Origin of the sequence: Sphaerochaeta sp. UBA5849, from assembly GCA_002432715.1 — a bacterium.
Lineage (GTDB): Bacteria > Spirochaetota > Spirochaetia > Sphaerochaetales > Sphaerochaetaceae > Sphaerochaeta.
In genome coordinates this window covers 5,585-22,645 of the sequence record DJGJ01000070.1, presented here as the reverse complement: position 1 = coordinate 22,645, position 17,061 = coordinate 5,585, and the positions used below count along the sequence as shown (strand labels likewise).

The 17,061-nt window shown below is 53.4% G+C and carries 13 protein-coding genes; 8 read left to right on the top strand and 5 right to left on the bottom strand.

Annotation, left to right across the window (positions count from 1 at the left end; all coding sequences use genetic code 11):
• Positions 1–84: 84 nt before the first annotated feature.
• Entirely contained in the window at positions 85–1,023 is a 939-nt protein-coding gene (locus tag B3K89_RS12490; protein ID WP_293892986.1) for a DNA-processing protein DprA, read from the top strand.
• A 50-nt stretch (positions 1,024–1,073) separates the two neighbouring features.
• A complete protein-coding gene (locus B3K89_RS12485) occupies positions 1,074–2,870 on the top strand; it encodes an alanine--tRNA ligase (protein WP_293892989.1) in 1,797 nt (598 codons plus the stop codon).
• A 123-nt stretch (positions 2,871–2,993) separates the two neighbouring features.
• On the opposite strand, the gene rlmN is transcribed toward B3K89_RS12485, so the two are convergent.
• Together rlmN and B3K89_RS12475 are read right to left on the bottom strand one after the other, a co-directional pair.
• On the bottom strand, positions 2,994–4,079 hold the full coding sequence (gene rlmN / locus B3K89_RS12480) for a 23S rRNA (adenine(2503)-C(2))-methyltransferase RlmN (RefSeq protein WP_293892992.1): 1,086 nt from the start codon (positions 4,077–4,079) through the stop codon (positions 2,994–2,996).
• Between the two features lie 14 nt (positions 4,080–4,093).
• Positions 4,094–5,689 (bottom strand): OPT/YSL family transporter, encoded by a 1,596-nt coding sequence (locus B3K89_RS12475; RefSeq protein WP_293892995.1) that lies wholly within the window; start codon positions 5,687–5,689, stop codon positions 4,094–4,096.
• A gap of 188 nt (positions 5,690–5,877) precedes the next feature.
• Between B3K89_RS12475 and B3K89_RS12470 the strand changes: the two genes are divergently transcribed.
• Positions 5,878–6,357, top strand: coding sequence for a hypothetical protein (locus B3K89_RS12470; RefSeq protein WP_293892998.1), 480 nt, complete (start codon positions 5,878–5,880; stop codon positions 6,355–6,357).
• A gap of 62 nt (positions 6,358–6,419) precedes the next feature.
• On the opposite strand, the gene hflX is transcribed toward B3K89_RS12470, so the two are convergent.
• The gene (gene hflX, locus B3K89_RS12465; protein WP_293893001.1) at positions 6,420–7,742 is read right to left on the bottom strand and encodes a GTPase HflX; all 1,323 of its coding nucleotides are present in this window, start codon (positions 7,740–7,742) and stop codon (positions 6,420–6,422) included.
• An 89-nt stretch (positions 7,743–7,831) separates the two neighbouring features.
• Between hflX and ychF the strand changes: the two genes are divergently transcribed.
• Positions 7,832–8,938, top strand: coding sequence for a redox-regulated ATPase YchF (ychF, locus tag B3K89_RS12460; protein WP_293893004.1), 1,107 nt, complete (start codon positions 7,832–7,834; stop codon positions 8,936–8,938).
• 76 nt (positions 8,939–9,014) lie between these two features.
• Here ychF and B3K89_RS12455 read toward each other — a convergent pair whose 3' ends face one another.
• On the bottom strand, positions 9,015–9,743 hold the full coding sequence (locus B3K89_RS12455) for a hypothetical protein (protein ID WP_293893007.1): 729 nt from the start codon (positions 9,741–9,743) through the stop codon (positions 9,015–9,017).
• A 40-nt stretch (positions 9,744–9,783) separates the two neighbouring features.
• Positions 9,784–11,463 (bottom strand): B12-binding domain-containing radical SAM protein, encoded by a 1,680-nt coding sequence (locus tag B3K89_RS12450; RefSeq protein ID WP_293893010.1) that lies wholly within the window; start codon positions 11,461–11,463, stop codon positions 9,784–9,786.
• A gap of 44 nt (positions 11,464–11,507) precedes the next feature.
• Here B3K89_RS12450 and B3K89_RS12445 point away from each other — a divergent pair, with 44 nt between their 5' ends.
• The 4 genes from B3K89_RS12445 to B3K89_RS12430 all read left to right on the top strand — a co-directional run.
• Positions 11,508–12,305, top strand: coding sequence for a hypothetical protein (locus B3K89_RS12445; RefSeq protein WP_293893013.1), 798 nt, complete (start codon positions 11,508–11,510; stop codon positions 12,303–12,305).
• Between the two features lie 86 nt (positions 12,306–12,391).
• Entirely contained in the window at positions 12,392–14,926 is a 2,535-nt protein-coding gene (topA, locus tag B3K89_RS12440) for a type I DNA topoisomerase (RefSeq protein WP_293893016.1), read from the top strand.
• Between the two features lie 12 nt (positions 14,927–14,938).
• Positions 14,939–16,051, top strand: a complete 1,113-nt coding sequence (locus B3K89_RS12435; RefSeq protein WP_293893019.1) for a hypothetical protein — start codon at positions 14,939–14,941, stop codon at positions 16,049–16,051.
• Between the two features lie 390 nt (positions 16,052–16,441).
• Positions 16,442–17,061: TetR/AcrR family transcriptional regulator (locus B3K89_RS12430; RefSeq protein WP_293893022.1), on the top strand; the 620-nt coding region annotated here is incomplete at its 3' end.

The window sequence follows — 17,061 nt, the reverse complement described above, 5'->3', positions numbered from 1 at the left end:
CAACCCTGGTGGGAAGTGCCTACGGCACGTTTCTCTCTTTTTGCTTTGATTGCGCTTTCCTTGATGCTTGTGATACCATGGGGTATGGACAGCATACAGCTTCAAGCCTTGCATTACGAAACCTTGCTCAAGGCCGCCAATGGAGCCGAGGCAAAGGCTGCACATGCCTTCGAGAAGGCGGTGGAATACTCGATCATCAACGAGAGCCTGGTGCTGCACACCCAAACCTATGCAGAGCTGCTGGGTGTCGAGGCCTCGGCCATCAGCAATGCGTACTACGATATTCGGCCGGTTTTTGAGGCAATGGACAGCTCGGTTCACATTCTGGGCTGGGACAGTCCCCATTGGCCCAAGCAGGTTGATTCTTTTGCATTTCGGCCGAGGTTTCTCTATGTACAAGGCAATGAGAGCCTGCTCAGCCAGAGCTCGGTTTCGGTGATCGGCACCCGCTCCCCCTCCCTGGAAGGAAAGCAGCTGGCTCTGGCCACTGCGAAATCACTGACAAAAGCCGGGTATGTGGTAGCCAGCGGTCTGGCCTTGGGAATTGACGGTGTGGCGCATAAGGCCGCCTTGGCGGCAGGGGGGCCGACCATTGCGGTCATCGGTACCCCGATCAATGCCTTCTATCCTCCCGAGCATCGCGATTTGCAGTTGGAGATTGCAAAAGTCGGGGCGGTGGTAAGTCGCTTTTCACCGGCAACGGTGACACAGAAGTGGCATTTCCTGCTTCGCAATCGCCTGATGAGTGCTCTCAGCGATGCTTCGGTGGTGGTCGAGGACCGTGACGGGGGTGGGGCTGTACGGCAGGCTGCTTTTGCCTTGGAGCAGAAGAAGTACCTTTTCATCTACCAAAGCAGCGTGGACAACCACAGCATCCTGTGGCCTCGGCAATTCGCCAACCAGAGCAGGGTCTTCGTAATCAAGAAAAGCCAGGACCTGCCCAGGTTGCTCAACCAAGCCAAGAAGACGCGCGAAGGGGTCGGCAAACCCAAACAAAAGGCGGTCCAACTCAACCTCTTCTGAGCAGTGTCTCCTTGACAGACGATTGCCGACGAGACTACTATCTGCATATTATGAAAAAACAACTGACCGCCAACGAATTACGGCAAAAATTCATTGACTTTTTTGTGTCTAAAGACCATGTGCAGATCAGTGGGGCTTCCCTGATTCCCGAGAACGATCCTACGGTGCTTTTCACCACTGCAGGCATGCATCCACTGGTACCTTATATCCTGGGCAGCGATCATCCCAGCGGCAAAAGGCTCACCAACTATCAGAAGTGCATCCGCACCGGAGACATCGAGGCGGTCGGTGATCCTCACCATCTCACCTTCTTTGAGATGCTCGGCAACTGGTCCTTGGGCGATTACTTCAAGAAAGAGGCCATCGCCTACAGCTTTGAGTTCCTCACCAAGTGGCTGGACCTCGATGTTTCCCAGCTCTCGGTTACCGTTTTCGCCGGTGATGAGCTGGTAAGCCGCGACGAGGAGGCCGCCCGGACTTGGGAGAGTTTCGGTATTCCGCGCGAACGCATCTACTTTCTTCCCCGTGAGGACAACTGGTGGGGGCCTGCCGGGGAGACCGGCCCTTGCGGTCCTGACAGTGAGATGTTCATCGACACCGGCCGTCCTTCCTGTGGTCCTGACTGTCGCCCGGGTTGTTCGTGCGGCAAGTACTTCGAAATCTGGAACGACGTCTTCATGGGGTACAAGAAGAACAGCGATGGAACCTATGTGGAGATGAGCCGCAAATGTGTCGATACCGGGATGGGCATCGAACGCACGATCGCCATTTTGCAGGGCAAGAAGTCGGTCTATGAAACGGAAGTCTTCACCCCGATCATCGAAGGCATTGAGCGCCTTTCCCAAAAGCGCTACGGTGATGACGAGGAGAACGATGTTTCCATCCGCATTCTTGCCGACCATGTCCGTACCAGTGTGTTCATCCTCGGCGACCAGCGCGGCATGGCCCCGTCGAATGTGGGGCAGGGCTATATCTTAAGGCGTTTGATCAGGCGGGCGGTTCGCCACGGCAATAAGCTGGGAATCGAAGGGGCTTTCCTCGGAGAGCTCGCATTGATCGTACTTGCCTTGTATGGCAAGCCGTATCCGGAGCTGGTAGAGAACCGCGAGTTCGTACTCAAGGAACTGGCGCTGGAAGAGGCCAAGTTCTCCGAGACCCTGGCAAAGGGCGAGCGCGAATTTGAGAAAATGCTTCCCAACCTGCTCAAGGGAACCAGCAGGCAAATCAGCGGCCGTACCGCCTTCAAGCTGTACGATACCTATGGGTATCCGATTGAATTGACCAAGGAGCTTGCTGCGGAGCACGGTTTTACCGTGGACGAGGCGGGGTTCAAGGAAGCCTTCGAGAAGCACCAGGAGATCAGCCGAAGCGGCTCGGAACAGCAGTTCAAGGGCGGCCTTGCCGACCACAGTGATAAAACCACTGCCTTGCATACCGCCACCCATATGCTGCATCAGGCGCTGCGCACCGTCTTGGGCGAACATGTCGGACAGAAGGGCTCGAACATCACCGCCGAGCGGCTTCGTTTTGACTTCACCCATCACTCTCCGATGACGACCGAGGAGATTCAGAAGGTTGAGGACATGGTCAATGAGGCCATTGCACGCAACCTTGAGGTCACATGCCAAACCATGACGCTCGAAGAGGCCAAGGAGCAGGGAGCCATCGCATTCTTTGACAGCAAGTACGGCGAGCAGGTGAAAGTCTATTCAATCGGCGACTACTCCAAGGAAGTGTGCGGCGGTCCTCATGTGCAGAACACCAGTCAGATGGGCCGTTTCAAGATTCTCAAGGAGCAGTCCTCCTCCGCCGGAGTGCGAAGGATCAAGGCTGTGCTGGAAAAATAACAGAGGCGCACCAAATACATTGCAAAGGCTGTCCCGGGGAATTGCTCGGAACAGCCTGTTTTCGTTTGGATGGGGCTTGGATGCCGATGACAAAAAAGCAATCAAACTTTGCTTTGACCGGCTTTATTCATCATCCTCATCAACCATGCTTTCATAATCCAAATCAAGGCCTTTGTTGATCGGGACGGCAAGCTGTCCGCATGCTCCGTTGATCTGCCTGCCTCGTGACCGACGGCGGGTGTAGTTGACGTGCAGGCGGTCGAGCAGCAGCGTGAAATGATCGATCTCTTCTTCTGTCGGAGTCTGGTAAGGCAGCTCCTCGGCAGGGTTCCAAGGGATGAGATTGACGATCACATCCAAGTCTCTTACATAGCTTGCTAGTTTCTTTGCACTGATTTCATCGGTGTTCGTATTGCCCAGCATGCAGTATTCGATGGTGAAACGCTTGCCGCCAAGACGTTGATAGTGCAGCAATGCCTTCTTCAGGGCCATGATGTCCCAGGTCTTATTGACCGGCATGATCCGGTCGCGAAGCCGGTTGTCGGCGCTGACCAGCGAAACCGCAAGCTTGACCGGCAGTTTCTGTTCGGCAAGCTTGAGAATGCCGGGCACTACACCGCAGGTCGAGACGGTGATGCGCCTGAGGCTGATATTGAAGGTGGTGGGATTGTGGAAGTAACGAATCGAGCGGGTAACCGGTACTATATTGGCAAGCGGCTCGCCCATTCCCATATATACGATATGGGTGATGGGCTGCTTGCTTGCCGAGAGCAGGTGGATATACTGCTCGATGATCTCCTCGGCGCTGAGGTTGCGAAGCAGCCCCATGGTGCCGGTCCTGCAGAAGGTGCAGCCTTGGGCGCATCCAACCTGACTGGAAAGACAGGCTGTATGCCTGCCCTTCTTGTCGATGAGCAAAACGCATTCAACCACCTTGCCGTCATGGAGGCGGATACCCATCTTGGTGGCTCCGCTCTCATCGGTCTCGGCCGTGTGAATGGTCGAGGAGCAGGCGCTGCTCATCAGTGAGGAAAGCCTCTCGCGTTCCGCTTTCGGCAGGTCGGTCATGGCCTCAAAGGTATATACTCCCTTGACAAGCCAATTGAAGATTTGCTTGGCATAGAAGCTCTTCGGAAGTGATAGTATCTCAGCGATCGTCTGTGCCTCAAGCCCGTAGAGGGAGAGGGGTAGGTTGGTATTTTGTTGCATGCTGGACAGTATAACTATTTAAACATTGAAAGAATAGCAATTGCCACCCCGGTTATTCCCTCGCCTCCCAAGAGCCCGCTGGCGACCAGGCCTGTCTGCTCCCCAAGTTTCTCCTTGCCATATTTCTTGGATAGCGCCTGCTTCGTGAAAACAGACAGCAGCGCCCCCAGTCCCATGATCGAAGAGATGTAGATCGGCAGGTAGACTCCGAGTCCGAGGGTGGCGCTCGGGAGCTTTGTGAAGTACAGGACCAACCCGACTCCAAGGCCGATGAGGAAGGCGGGAATATGCTGAAGGCCGCCAACCATCGCCGCGACTGCAGCAGCCTGGGGAGCCGGGAGCTCGGCGGTGCCGAAACCTCCGAAGGCAGACTTCATGATCAAGAGCACGAAGACGGAGAGAATGGCTCCGATGACCCCTCCGATGCCCTCTCCAAGAATTTGCTGCCTCGGGTCTGTCTTGAGCAGGTACCCGCTCTTCAGGTCATTCATGACATCTCCGGTAAGGCCGCAGGCAACTGCCACGATGGCTGCGATGCTGAATGATGCAAGCAAGGAGGGGTTGGAAATGAGCTGGATGGCCAAGAGGACGAGGATTGCGAAGATCTCCATCGGGTTGATGCCGGTCTGGCCGGTAAGCATGCCCGACAGATAGGTTGCCAGGTAGATGCCCGCCATCAGGACCAGAGCCTCGATGAGGCCGAGTTCGGTTCCCAAGGCAAGCAGGATTACGGCGAAGAAGAGAATAAGGACGATGATCAGGCGGCTGGAGGATGGAAGTCCTTTTTGTTTCTCCTCAAGCTTCTTGTGTGCACCCAGTTTGCCGGCAACCGCCTTGAAGAAGACCCCCAGACCCGTTCCGATCATCAGCCCGATGCCGAGATTGGATCTGAATACATCGGCTTCGGCCATGGAGGCGAAGAGACCTTGCTGTATGCCGAGCGGGGTGAGTAGGTAATACCCGAAGATTGCCCCTCCGAACCAAAACAAGGCAAACAGGGGACCGATGATCGCCCCGATTCCCATAGCCATCGGTGAGACCCAGATGGAGAAGGAAGGGATGATTGCGCTCCCCCCGTAGAGGGTGAGCAGGGCGGGGATTTTGCCGAAGCCGTCACGCAGGATTGTGAATATGACCGACCCTCCCATGGAGGCAAAGAGGGTTCTGGCACCCTTTCCGCCTTGCGTGCCCGCCTGCAGGGTGTTGTAGCTTGCGATGCCCATTGGATAGGGTAGTGCTTCTTCCTCGATGAGTTTCTTCCTAAAAAGTGCAGAGAACAGGGTTCCCAGTATGGCTCCCACCACGGTAAGTATCAGGAGGCTGGGAATGGAGAAATTGGCAGTTGGATCAAGCATCCACAGGCCTGGAAGGGTGAAAGCAAGGCCCCCGGCGACCATGGCGCCACTGCTCATGATGGTGTGGGTGACGTTGATCTCCTGCAACGTTGAGCCTTTTGCCTTGCGCAGGGCGGCCATGCTGACAACAGTGACGAAAATGGTAGGCCATGGGAGTGCTCCCATACGCAAGGCCACATACATGGAACTTGCGGTGATGACCAAAAGACCGGCGATGCCGATTATGGCTCCACGTACTGTCAGGTGTCTATTCATATTTTACACTTCCTCCGTAAGTGTATGGTAACGAGGATTGGTGAAAAACGCTAGAGGTTGATTATTTGTTGTTGATTCATCGCTTTGAAAATTTGACAGTGAAGCGTAACTATCCAAGAAGTGCAGCATATGGTATATTCAAAGAAACATTACAAAGTAGGAGAGAGTCCTACAAAGGGAGAATGTGTATGAAGAAAGTATTACTTGCTTTGATTCTGGTCGCCCTTGTTCTGGTTCCTGCAACCGCTGCCACTGATGGTGTAGCCAAGAGTGATCTTGCTGTCGGCCTCAACCTTGGTACCAATACCGGTGTAGGTGTACAGTATCGTATGGATAAGTTCGATATTGTAGGTAATGTTGGTTTTGAGAATTTTGGAGGAACGCTCGCTGTTGATGCAGCCGCAAACTTTGCAGTGTATGATTTCGTGATTGAAAAAGCCAAATTTGATGTAACAGTAGGCGGTGGTCTTGCATTGGCATTGCCGTTTGATGGCAGTAATTTATCGTTGGAAGCAATTATTCCCGTTGGACTTTTCTATAGTATGAACAATGATGACTTCCCGCTTGATTTTTATCTTCGAGTCGGCCCGACCGTAAGAATCATCAAGGGTGATAAATCCAACCTGTTTGGTGGTTATGGTGTTCTCGGAGCTCTTTGGAGATTCTGATCATCGTCTACGGACGTTCGGATATTGCAGTTGGGTGCTTCCTTTCGGAGGCACCCGATATTTTAGTCCTGCCTGAACGGGTGCAGCGGTCCTTGGAACCTCACCTGGATCCTGCTTTTCACCAGGATTCCTTCCTCGGTGTAATCAATGCTTTCGACTTGGCCGTATCGGTGGATGTGGGCTACAAGGTCGTGCCTTGAGTTGGGAAGCAAATAGGTGGTGGTGGGGCACAGCTCGTGCAGTGTGATGCCGATTTGATTCATCAATGCATCGAGGCCGGCTCCCGTCTTGATCGACGTCTCCAACACCGGACTGTACAGTGACTTGAGCCGTGAGACGGCAAAAGCATCCTCAACCTTGTCCATCTTGTTTGCAAGCACGATGGCCGGCTTGTCGGTGCAACCCAACTCCTCCAAGACTTGTACGGTGGTGGTGTAGCATGCGATCATATCGGGATGGGATGCATCGCAGACGATGATCAAAAAATCAGCATACTTCGCTTCCTCAAGGGTGCTCTTGAATGCATCCACGAGATTGTGCGGCAAATCGCTGATGAAGCCTACCGTATCGGAGAGCAGGATCTCCTCCCCGCCTGGGAGTTTGACCATCCGGGTTGTCGGATCGAGGGTTGCAAAGAGCTTGTCCTCAACCAGCACATCTGCGTTGGTAAGGGCGTTGAGCAACGAGGACTTCCCGCTGTTGGTGTAGCCGACGATGGCCCCGGTTGGGATGTTGCCGTTCAGCCGTTGGTTGCGCTGGATGTTGCGCTGCTGCACCACCTTCTCCAGTTGTTGCTTCAGATTTACGACCCGGTCCTGGATTTGTCTTCGGTCGAGCTCGAGCTGCGTCTCCCCCTCGCCTTTGGTTCCCTTGACGCCTCCCTGCTGACGGTTGAGGTTCGTCCATCGGCGGGTGAGCCGGGGCAGCGAGTATTCAAGACGGGCGAGTTCCACCTGCAACGTGGCTTCCTTGGTGGCGGCACGGTCGGCGAAAATCTGCAGGATTACCTCATCGCGGTCGATGACGCATGTTTCCATCTCTTTTTCCAGGTTGCGCTGTACACGAGGATTGATGCCTTGGTCGAAAATGACAACGTCGATTTCCAGTTCTTCCACCAAGAGCTTGATGGCTGCCACCTTGCCGCTGCCGATGAGCGTTGCACTATTGGTTTGGCGCAACGGGATGAACTCTGTCCTTACCGTGAGGGCTCCCATGGTGGAGACAAGTGCCTTGAGTTCTTCGGCTCTTCGCTTTGAGCTTTGGTCTGATTCTGTTGGAGGAACAAGGATGAGCAAGAGAGCTCTTTGGTCTTCATCCTTGATTTCGTAGACACGCTTGCCTTTGGAAACAGGCTCTTCGGAGCCGATATACTGTTCAATACCCATTGCTGATGACTATAGGGCTGGTTAACGTGCAAGTCAATATGTGCTACACTGCCCCTGCTGGCTCCAAAGAGCCGAGAATGAGGTAAATAATGGGTTTAAATTGCGGCATAGTAGGGCTTCCCAATGTTGGCAAGTCGACGATTTTCTCAGCCTTGACGGCAGCACCTGCTGAAGTTGCGAACTATCCTTTTTGTACAATCGACCCCAATGTGGGCATAGTGTCCGTCCCCGATCCCCGCTTGGACAAGATTGTTGCGTTGATTCCTCCCGCCAAAGTTGTCCCGGCCACCTTCGAGTTCGTCGATATCGCCGGCTTGGTAGCAGGAGCAAGCAAGGGAGAGGGCCTGGGCAACCGTTTCTTGGCCTCCATCAGGGAGGTGGGCGTCATCGCCCATGTGGTCAGGTGCTTCGATGACAGTGACATCATCCACGTAAACAACAAAATCGATCCCGCCGGTGATATCGAGACGATCAACATTGAATTGGCCCTTGCTGATCTGGATACGGTGACCAACAGGTGGGCGAAACAGGCGAAGCTCACCCGCCTGAGCAAGGAGGCGCAGAAAGAGAATGAGAAGGTGCTTCCTGTTCTATCCAGGCTCAAAGAGTGTTTGGAGGATGGAAAATCGGCGCGCTCCTTGAAGCTGGAGGAAGACGAGCTAGCCATGGTCTATGACCTGCATCTCATCACTCTCAAGCCGGTCATCTATGTCTGCAACGTAGATGAGGACGGCATTGTAGAAGAGAATGAGTATGTAAAGACAGTGAGGGCCATCGCCGAGGCTGAAGGATCTGAAGTGGTGGTCATCTGCGGCAAGATTGAGTCGGAAATCGCTGTGTTGGAGACCGAGGAGGAGAAGCGTGAGTTCCTGGAGGCGGTAGGACTGAAGGAGTCGGGCCTGAACCAGCTCATCCGCAGTGCCTATCATACGCTTGGGATGCGCACCTTCTTTACCGCAGGTTCCGATGAGGACCGGGCGTGGACGTTCCGCGCAGGGTACAAGGCACCCCAGGCTGCCGGAGTCATCCACTCTGACTTTGAGAAAGGCTTCATCAAGGCGGAGGTGTACAACTGTGAGGACCTCTTTCTGTACAAGACCGAGCAGAAAGTCAAGGAAGCAGGAAAGCTCAGGATGGAAGGCAAGGAGTATGTGGTGCAGGATGGGGACATCATGCATTTTCGCTTCAACGTATAAGCATTGCAGCCAAGAGAAAGTATGAAAGGCAGCGGGTTTCCCGCTGCCTTCTTGGCATCCTGAGTACTATCGGGCTCTACTTCCAACTGACTGAGAAGGTTATGGGATCTTCGAGCAGAAGGAAATCGATCAAGGGGAAGCTGAACTCATAGAGGGTGTCGGAGATTTTCCTGCCGTTGGAAAAGCCGGTGATGGAAGTGGGCGTTTTTACCTGCAAGGTGATGACGGACTGCTCGATTGCAGGGGGGCCTTCCTCTCCGAGCATGAAACTGATCATCTCAAGGTAATCAGCTTCACTGAGGCCTTGGTTGTACACCGGGCCGAACGCCTCAAAATTCTCATCGGCCAGAAAGGGGATGACCGGCACAAGCTGCTCATAGTTGTCCATGGAAAGGAAGAATGTCATGCTGTTTTTCTGCATCTTCAAAAGGCTCTGGTTGCTCCCGGCACCCAGATCGGTGATGAGCTGCTGCAGATTGTTGAAGGTAAAGGTCCCTTGGTACGCATTGTCGTTGAGCTTGGTCAGCCTGACATTATCGGTAGTGGAGCTATAATCCAGGGCTCGCTGGAAATCGCTGATGGCCTTGTCCATCAAGGATTCATCCCCCTCGGGAGGGACAAACTCACTGAAATCCTGCAGGACTGCGATGAAGAAATCCTCAACGGTGAAATCAAAAGCAGATTCATGCGTTTCCGTATTGGTAAACGTAAGGCCTTCGGTGATGGTGCAACCGGAAGCTGCAAATAAAAGAGCGAGCAGAAGGACTGCTCGAATGCTATGGTTCACATATTTCACTGGTTTCATTCCTTATCCATACTGTACGGGATTTTTTGTTGCTTCTCAACTAGAAGTTTGCTTGTCTCTCGCCTGTTACAGGAAGAAACGTGAGTTCTCCGACTTCGTTGCACTGGATTGCTAGCTCCATCTCTTCCCCGTCAGGATGGGATTTAAGGAAATCATCAAGGGACATGGAGTCCAGCAGGGCGAGCTGCTCAAGCGCATAGGAGAGCTTGATGACGGGACTTTCCTGATACAGGTGGAAGAATGCAATTCCCTGGTGCAGCTCCATGTACGAGAGCAGAGGTTTCAAATAGCGTTGGTTGCCCAGTTTCTTGAGCAGGCTGGTGACGAAGGCCTCCTGGAGGGCGAATATGTCGAGTTCGGATGCATCCACCTGCGTCTTTTGCAGGTAAAAAGAGAGATAGGAATCGAATAAGGTAAGCAAGGATGAGGGTTTTTGTCCCGTCGCCTCACAAAGCTTGGGCATCCACATACCTGCCTGGCCTTGGGTGAAGAAGAGGTCGCACGCTTTCTTCAGCCGCATTGCTTTCTTCAGGTCCTCTTCGCTGAAGGTGGGGGAGTGAAGAATGGTATACGGGGCTTCGCTCATGCTTGCAATACCGAAGGATGCTGCTTGCTCGCCGACCAAGGTGCCGGGAAGCAGCGAGAGAGGGAAAATGTCGAGGTTGCTGGGTTTAAGCAGCATGGCATAGTCCAGACTTTTGGTGAAGGAGGCCAAACTGTCATGAGGCAGGCCGATGATGAGGTCCAAGCCGAAAGCGATGCCCCGCTGGTTGAGCAACTGGATTTTCTTGGTGAACCGCTCTGCATCGAAGGTGCGGTTCGCTTCTTTCAGGACCGCCTTGTCGATGGACTGCAGGCCTATCTGCAAAGAGCAATCGATTCTGGAAAAAGCATCGGCAAGCGCAGTGTCAAGCAACTCGGCCCTCACTTCAAAGACAAAATGGATGGGAGCCTGCTTTGCTTCAAGCATGGCCAGGATGGCAAGGGTTCGCTTCTTATCCATGTTGAACGTAGGGTCGAGGACATAGACCTCGCCTACCTCATGGTCGATCAGGTACTCAAGTTCGGCTTCAAGCCGTTCGAGGTTGAAGTGACGCACACTTCGCTCTCCCCGCGACTCAAAGCAAAACGAGCAATGGAATGGGCAGCCGCGGGTCATCTCCCACAACACCGAAGCTCCTTGTTTGAGGAACGGGTCGGCCAGCCCGCTGAGAAGCGGACTGGCTAAGAGATCGAGCGTGGGACCGGCTGCCGTACCAAAAAAACCGGTTCGTGGGAGCACTCCTGCAAGCTGTGGGCTCCTGCCTTCCTTGAGTTGGTCAAGAACGTTCACCACCGTCTCCTCGCCCTCGCCGAGAATGAGGAAATCGTAGAGGTCAAGGTCAAATGAATATGGGTTGGCTGTGGCCTCGGGACCGCCGGCAAAAAGGTGAAAGGATGTGGTGTTCTTCTTCAGTGTTTGCGAAAACTGGTCCATCCAACCCCTGTTCCAAAGATATACTGAAAGTCCTACGACATCATTGGCTTGTAGGGAAAGCGATGCGGCCGCTTTTACGGGATCATCGGCGAGTGTAAACGCGTGGTGGATGCACTGCTCTTTTTCCTGCCGGGCAAGAATGGCGCTTTGGATGCACAAAGCTCCGAGGGGGTAGCTGAGATTGCCCTCTTCGAGGCAGCAGGAGATCACGTATATGGTCATGGCTTCGATAGTAGCCGGCATGGCAATCTCTTGCAACCAGGCGACCACTGTGTCTATAGTAAGGTATGAAACGAGCGGTTGTCAGCCTGTTGCTTCTCTGCAGCCTGCCCCTCTTTGCAGCAGCACTGAAGATTGACCTTCTGGCGGCACATCCCAATCAGTTGCATCTGGCATGGGAGGCGGTTTCGGGTGCAGACTATTATGATGTCTACTTGGATGGCGCTGCGATGCATCGGGTGCGGTCGACCGGCGTAGTTCTTGGTTCCAATGAGCACCCTTTGGAAAGCCATCGCCGTTACGAAGTCCTTGTCGCCGCACGCAGGTCGGGCAATATCGATGTAGCTGCAGATAAGGCTTGGTACGAGACAGGTGGCTGGGAAGGCCTCTACCGGTGGGTTAATGTGACCGACAAGGACAACAAGGGAAAGTGCAGACAGCTTGAATTCCTGGTTTCCCATACCCCGCCTTATTATTCCATTCAGGCTTTGTATGATCGTCCGTATACGGTTTTTCCCTTGCTGGCCAACGACCGCATCAATGAAGAGATACCATTCGAGGGAGAAAGCGAGCAACAGCAAGCCTACCGGGCCAACGCCGAAGTTTTCAACACAACAAAATTCAAACCTTCTGTTTGGAGCGTTACCTCCGTTGAGTTTGGTATCGACCGCTATCAGGTGGAAGTGAAAACCAAGGTTGGTTCCCTCTCTTTCAAGACCCGGTCGACCTATCGGTTCATCCTTTCCCCTAAAGGGGAAAAAGAACTGCACTTCGAAACAAAGGGCGACGGACTTGCTTCGTGGGGACTGTTCACATCCCCCAATCCCGGGGAGAAAGGGGTGTTTGTCTGTACATGCATTCCCTAGTCCAATTGGAAAGTATGCGTTGACAAAAGCTGAAGGCGGCAGTATATGTGTTAACCTAAGACCTCGGGTCTTCAGGAGAAGAATGCATGGATGATGCCAATACGTTGATCATTGTTGAGTCGCCTACCAAGGCGAAAACAATTACAAAATTCCTTCCTTCCAATTACAAGGTTGTCGCAAGCAAAGGGCATATCAGGGACCTTCCGGAGGACCGGATGGCCATCGATGTCGAGCGTGATTTTGCATGCGACTACGAGGTTGTGGAAGGGAAGGAGTCCTTGATCAAGGAGCTCAAAAGCAGTCTGAAGAAGGCCGACCGGCTTTTATTGGCAACTGATGAGGACCGTGAGGGAGAGAGTATTTCCTGGCATTTGCTCGAAGTGCTCAAGCCGAAAATTCCGTTTAAGCGGATGGTGTTCCACGAGATTACCAAAAGTGCGATCACCAAGGCGCTTGAAGGCGGCAGACCTCTGGATGAGAACTTGGTACAGGCTCAGGAAGGACGGCGCATCGTCGACCGTCTCTATGGCTACACACTCTCTCCGACGTTATGGAAAAAGCTCTCCAACAAGAAACTTTCCGCCGGGCGTGTGCAATCGGTCGGGCTTCGTTTGACTGTCCAGCGTGAGCGCGAACGGCTTATGTTCCAGCAAAGCACCTACTACGATGCCAAGGCGCAATTGCTGGCTGCTCAAAAGCAGGGTTTTGAAGCCAAGTTGACAGCCTATCAGGGTCAACGGTTGGCGAACAGCAAGGATTTTGATTCGGTGACCGGCCACTACAAGGCAAATGATACGGTTTTGAAACTTTCCAAGGAGCAAGCCCTTTCCATTGTGAAGGAACTGAGAAGCGAGCAGTTCACGGTGCAGGACATCCAGAGAAAACCCTTTGTCACCCGACCCAGCATCCCGTTCACCACCAGCACCCTCCAGCAGGATGCGATCAAGAAACTGCACATCAGCGCTTCCGATACGATGCGCATCGCCCAGAAACTCTATGAGAACGGCTTCATCACCTATATGCGTACCGACAGCCCTTCTTTGAGTGTGGAGGGTACCAACGCGGCAAGGCATCTGGTTGACCAGCTCTATGGCAAGGAGTACTTGTCCCCGTCACCCCGCTACTTTGCTGCAAAGAGCGCCGGTGCGCAGGAAGCACATGAAGCGATCAGGCCGGCCGGGGATTCCTTCCTTCAACCCTCCCAGACACATTTGTCCGGCAAGGAGTTGGCCTTGTACGAGCTGATCTGGAAACGCACGCTTGCAAGCCAGATGGCCGAAGCGAAAAAAGCCACCACCACGGTCACCCTTGAGGCCGGCAACGGCACGTTTACCGCAACGGGGACCGAAATAGTATTCCCGGGTTTCCTGAGAGCGTATGTGGAAGGATCGGATGACCCTGATGCCGCCTTGGAAGACAAGGAGACGTTGTTGCCCGCCATGAAGGTCGGTCAAGTATGTCCGCTCGAGAGCCTTGAGGTAGTGGAGCACCAAACCAAGAGTCCTGCACGCTATACCGAAGCTTCCCTTGTACAGGAGCTGGAGAAACGAGGCATTGGACGACCTTCAACCTATGCCACGATCATCAAGACTTTGCTCGACCGTCGATACGTGGTCAAGGAGGGCTCCGCCCTGGCTCCCACCTTTATCGGGTTTGCCGTATGCCAGTTCCTGGAGACCAACTTCTCCCGGTTCGTCGACTATGACTTTACTTCCATGATGGAGGATGGCTTGGACAAGATCGCTTCGGGCGAACTTGATAAGAAATCCTTTCTTTGTTCCTTCTATTGCGGCGACAGCGGCCTGCAGAACCAGAATGTCCTGCAGTTGCAACAGGACAACAAGGTTCTGTCCAAAACGCTGCAACTGCCGCATATCAGCAATGACAACCCCGTCATGATCGGTCCGTACGGCGCCTATGTCATTGACGCCAACGGTGCTTTCATCTCCCTGCCTCCCACTTGGATCCCCGGCAACATCACCGATGAGGATGTAAAGACCCTCCTTGCAAACGGCAAGGAGAAGCAAGAACCGGTAAGTTTGGGAAACGGTGCTGTCAATGGTGGGGCGGTGAAGGTGATGAATGGAAGGTTCGGCCCTTACTGGCAGGAAGGTGACGGCAAGGACGCCAAGCGGGCGAGTATTCCCAAGTGGGTGCAGGATGCCGGCAGGGCGGAAGACCTTGAACTGGCAAATCGGTATCTCAGCCTTCCCCGAAATTTAGGGAAGGATGAAGAGGGAAATGACGTGCTCGCCTTCAAGGGCAAGTACGGCCCCTACATCGCGTGCAAAAACAAGACCCGGAATCTGAAGAAGACCGACCATGACGAGCAACTCTTTTCGATTACCTTGGAGGAGGCCCTCGCCCTGCTCTCCCAAGAAGTGGAAAAGAGCAAAGGAAAGGGTGGTTCGAGAATGGCCAAGGCTTCCACGGTCAAGAATCTGGGGGAGTTTGAGGGCGAAGCGGTTGTTCTGGCCACCGGGCGGTATGGCTTCTACCTGAAGGCGGGCAAGGATAATGTCGCACTGCCCAATGAGTTCAAGAAGGATGAAGAGAAAGCACTTTCTCTTACGCTCGCTGAAGCTATCGAGCTCATCCGCACCAAGCGTGCGAAGGATTGATGGAACCCAATCATGGCAAAACTCATGGGCAGAAGAGCCCCGGCTATCAAAGTGGAGACCATCTCGGCAGATAATGCACTGGATGTGCTTTCCTCCGAATTCCGTCTGGGAAAGGAGAAGCTTGCCAGTATTCTCCGAAGTGCCGGGATCAAGGTGGAAGGAGCAAAGGCTGCAAGCGAACTGCCTCTTTACCGGGAGATCATTGCATGCAAGCTGGGTGAATGCTCCCGATTCGCAGCTCCTGATGAAGCGTACCTTGGGATGTTGGATGAGCAGCTGCGCTCTTTTGACGAGATATATGTAGACACCGCCCCGATCATCCAATTGGATTATTTTCTCTATTTTGTCACCAATGCAGAACCTATCCTCAAGCGCAGAAAAAAGAAGTTGCTCATTCTTGAGAAGACGATGGAGGAGTTGCACGGCCTGAAGGACAATCCTGAGAAGGATTTGGAGGTGCGTGTCCGTGCCACCATCCGTCCCGACCTGATTCGTCAACTCGCCAAACGCGGAATTGTGCGCATCGGGGATACCGGCAGCACCGGTATTGCAGACGATCATCTGGTCTCCTTGTTCCGTCAAGTCGGGGTGAACAAGAGCCTGTTGCTGATCACTCAGGACCGGGGGTTGAGCGAGCGGATCGTCCGCCTTGCCCAGGAGCTGGAGAAGCAACCCAAGGTCAAAAAGGCTCTTCCCTGGTGGAAAAAGGTGTTCAAGGGAGAAGAAGAACTTTCCGGGCATGAGCACCATATGGTGGTGTGCAAGCTCGTTGAGGAAGGAAAACTCAAACGTTGTTATATTTGTCCTGAATGCAATGAAAGCTACTACGACGACCTCCACGATTGCGAGGGTTTTGTTTTGTGCGGCCGTTGCTACCTCAATCTGAAGGAGCAGGAAGCCCGACAAGTCGAGGTGAACAAAAAGAAACGTGAAGCCGAGCTGAAGGCGGAGGAAGAGCGTCAGCGAAAACTCGAGGAAGAAGAAAAACGGCTTGAGGCGGAGCGCAGCAAGCAGACCGTTGAGCAGCGACTCGAGCAGCAACAAAAGAAGCTGCTGAAGATCGGCTTCATGGCACTACCCATTGTGCTTCTCCTGCTGATTCTGCTCTTGTTCCTACTCCTATGAACCTGTACCGCCTGCTCTTGTGCAGGCGGTCTTACTTAAGATCTTGCACATTACCAATGGTAATGTTTAGGCTGGCGTGACCATTTGCAGTTTCTTGATACTCTTTCTCGGCATTGTTTGATGCTGTTTCTGTTCAGTGGATGCATGTCTAGCTTGCACCGATTCTGACCCTGCCCTCATAAATCATGGTTCGATGGCTGAGAAGGTCTGCTCCAGCACACCTGAGCGATGGGTAGGTCTTCGTAGTCGGATTTTCATACACGGCAGGCTTCGCCTGGCGGTGACCGGGAACTAACAAACCTCGTCCAGGATACCGTCAACATGGGGCGAATGCTCTTATACGGGTCTTCCTTCTCTTGACGTGAGGTCGATTGGGTGTAAAATGAAGATATGAATGATATCTTCACTTATTCACCTAAAGGTCTGAAAAGAAAACAACAACTCTTTGAGACAGCGCTGTCGGTGTTCTCCGAGTACGGGTATCGCAAGACCAGCATGGAAGACATTGCTCTTCGCATGCAGGTCGCCGTCGGTACCCTGTATCGCTATGTACAAGACAAGCAAGACCTCTATATCCAGTGTGTCGCCTATGCCTTCGAGCAATGGCAAGCCTACGCTCTCCAGCAGGCAAAAGCCCAGGAGCATCCGCTCGAAAGCTTCAAGGCGCTGTGCATGAGTGCGTTTTCCTACATGCAGAAGGAACCCAGGCTCAGAAGAATCCTTGCAAGCGATCCTTCGCTCTTTCCTGTATTGGATGGTATTGATCCATTTGCAAAAATCAATGACAAGTCCATACAGTTGTTGGCTTCAGTCATCCAGAAGGCTGTGGATGAAAAGGTGTTCTGGGTGGAGGATGTACAGCTTGCCGCCCGGATTCTGTTCTCGCTGTATCGGCTTTCTATCGAGCGTGCCTATGTGGAAGAGTCGGGCAGTGAGGAGAGACGGTTCACCCAGAGCTTGGATTTGGTATTGCACGGGCTGTTGGCCCGTACGCCACATAAGGAGGAATG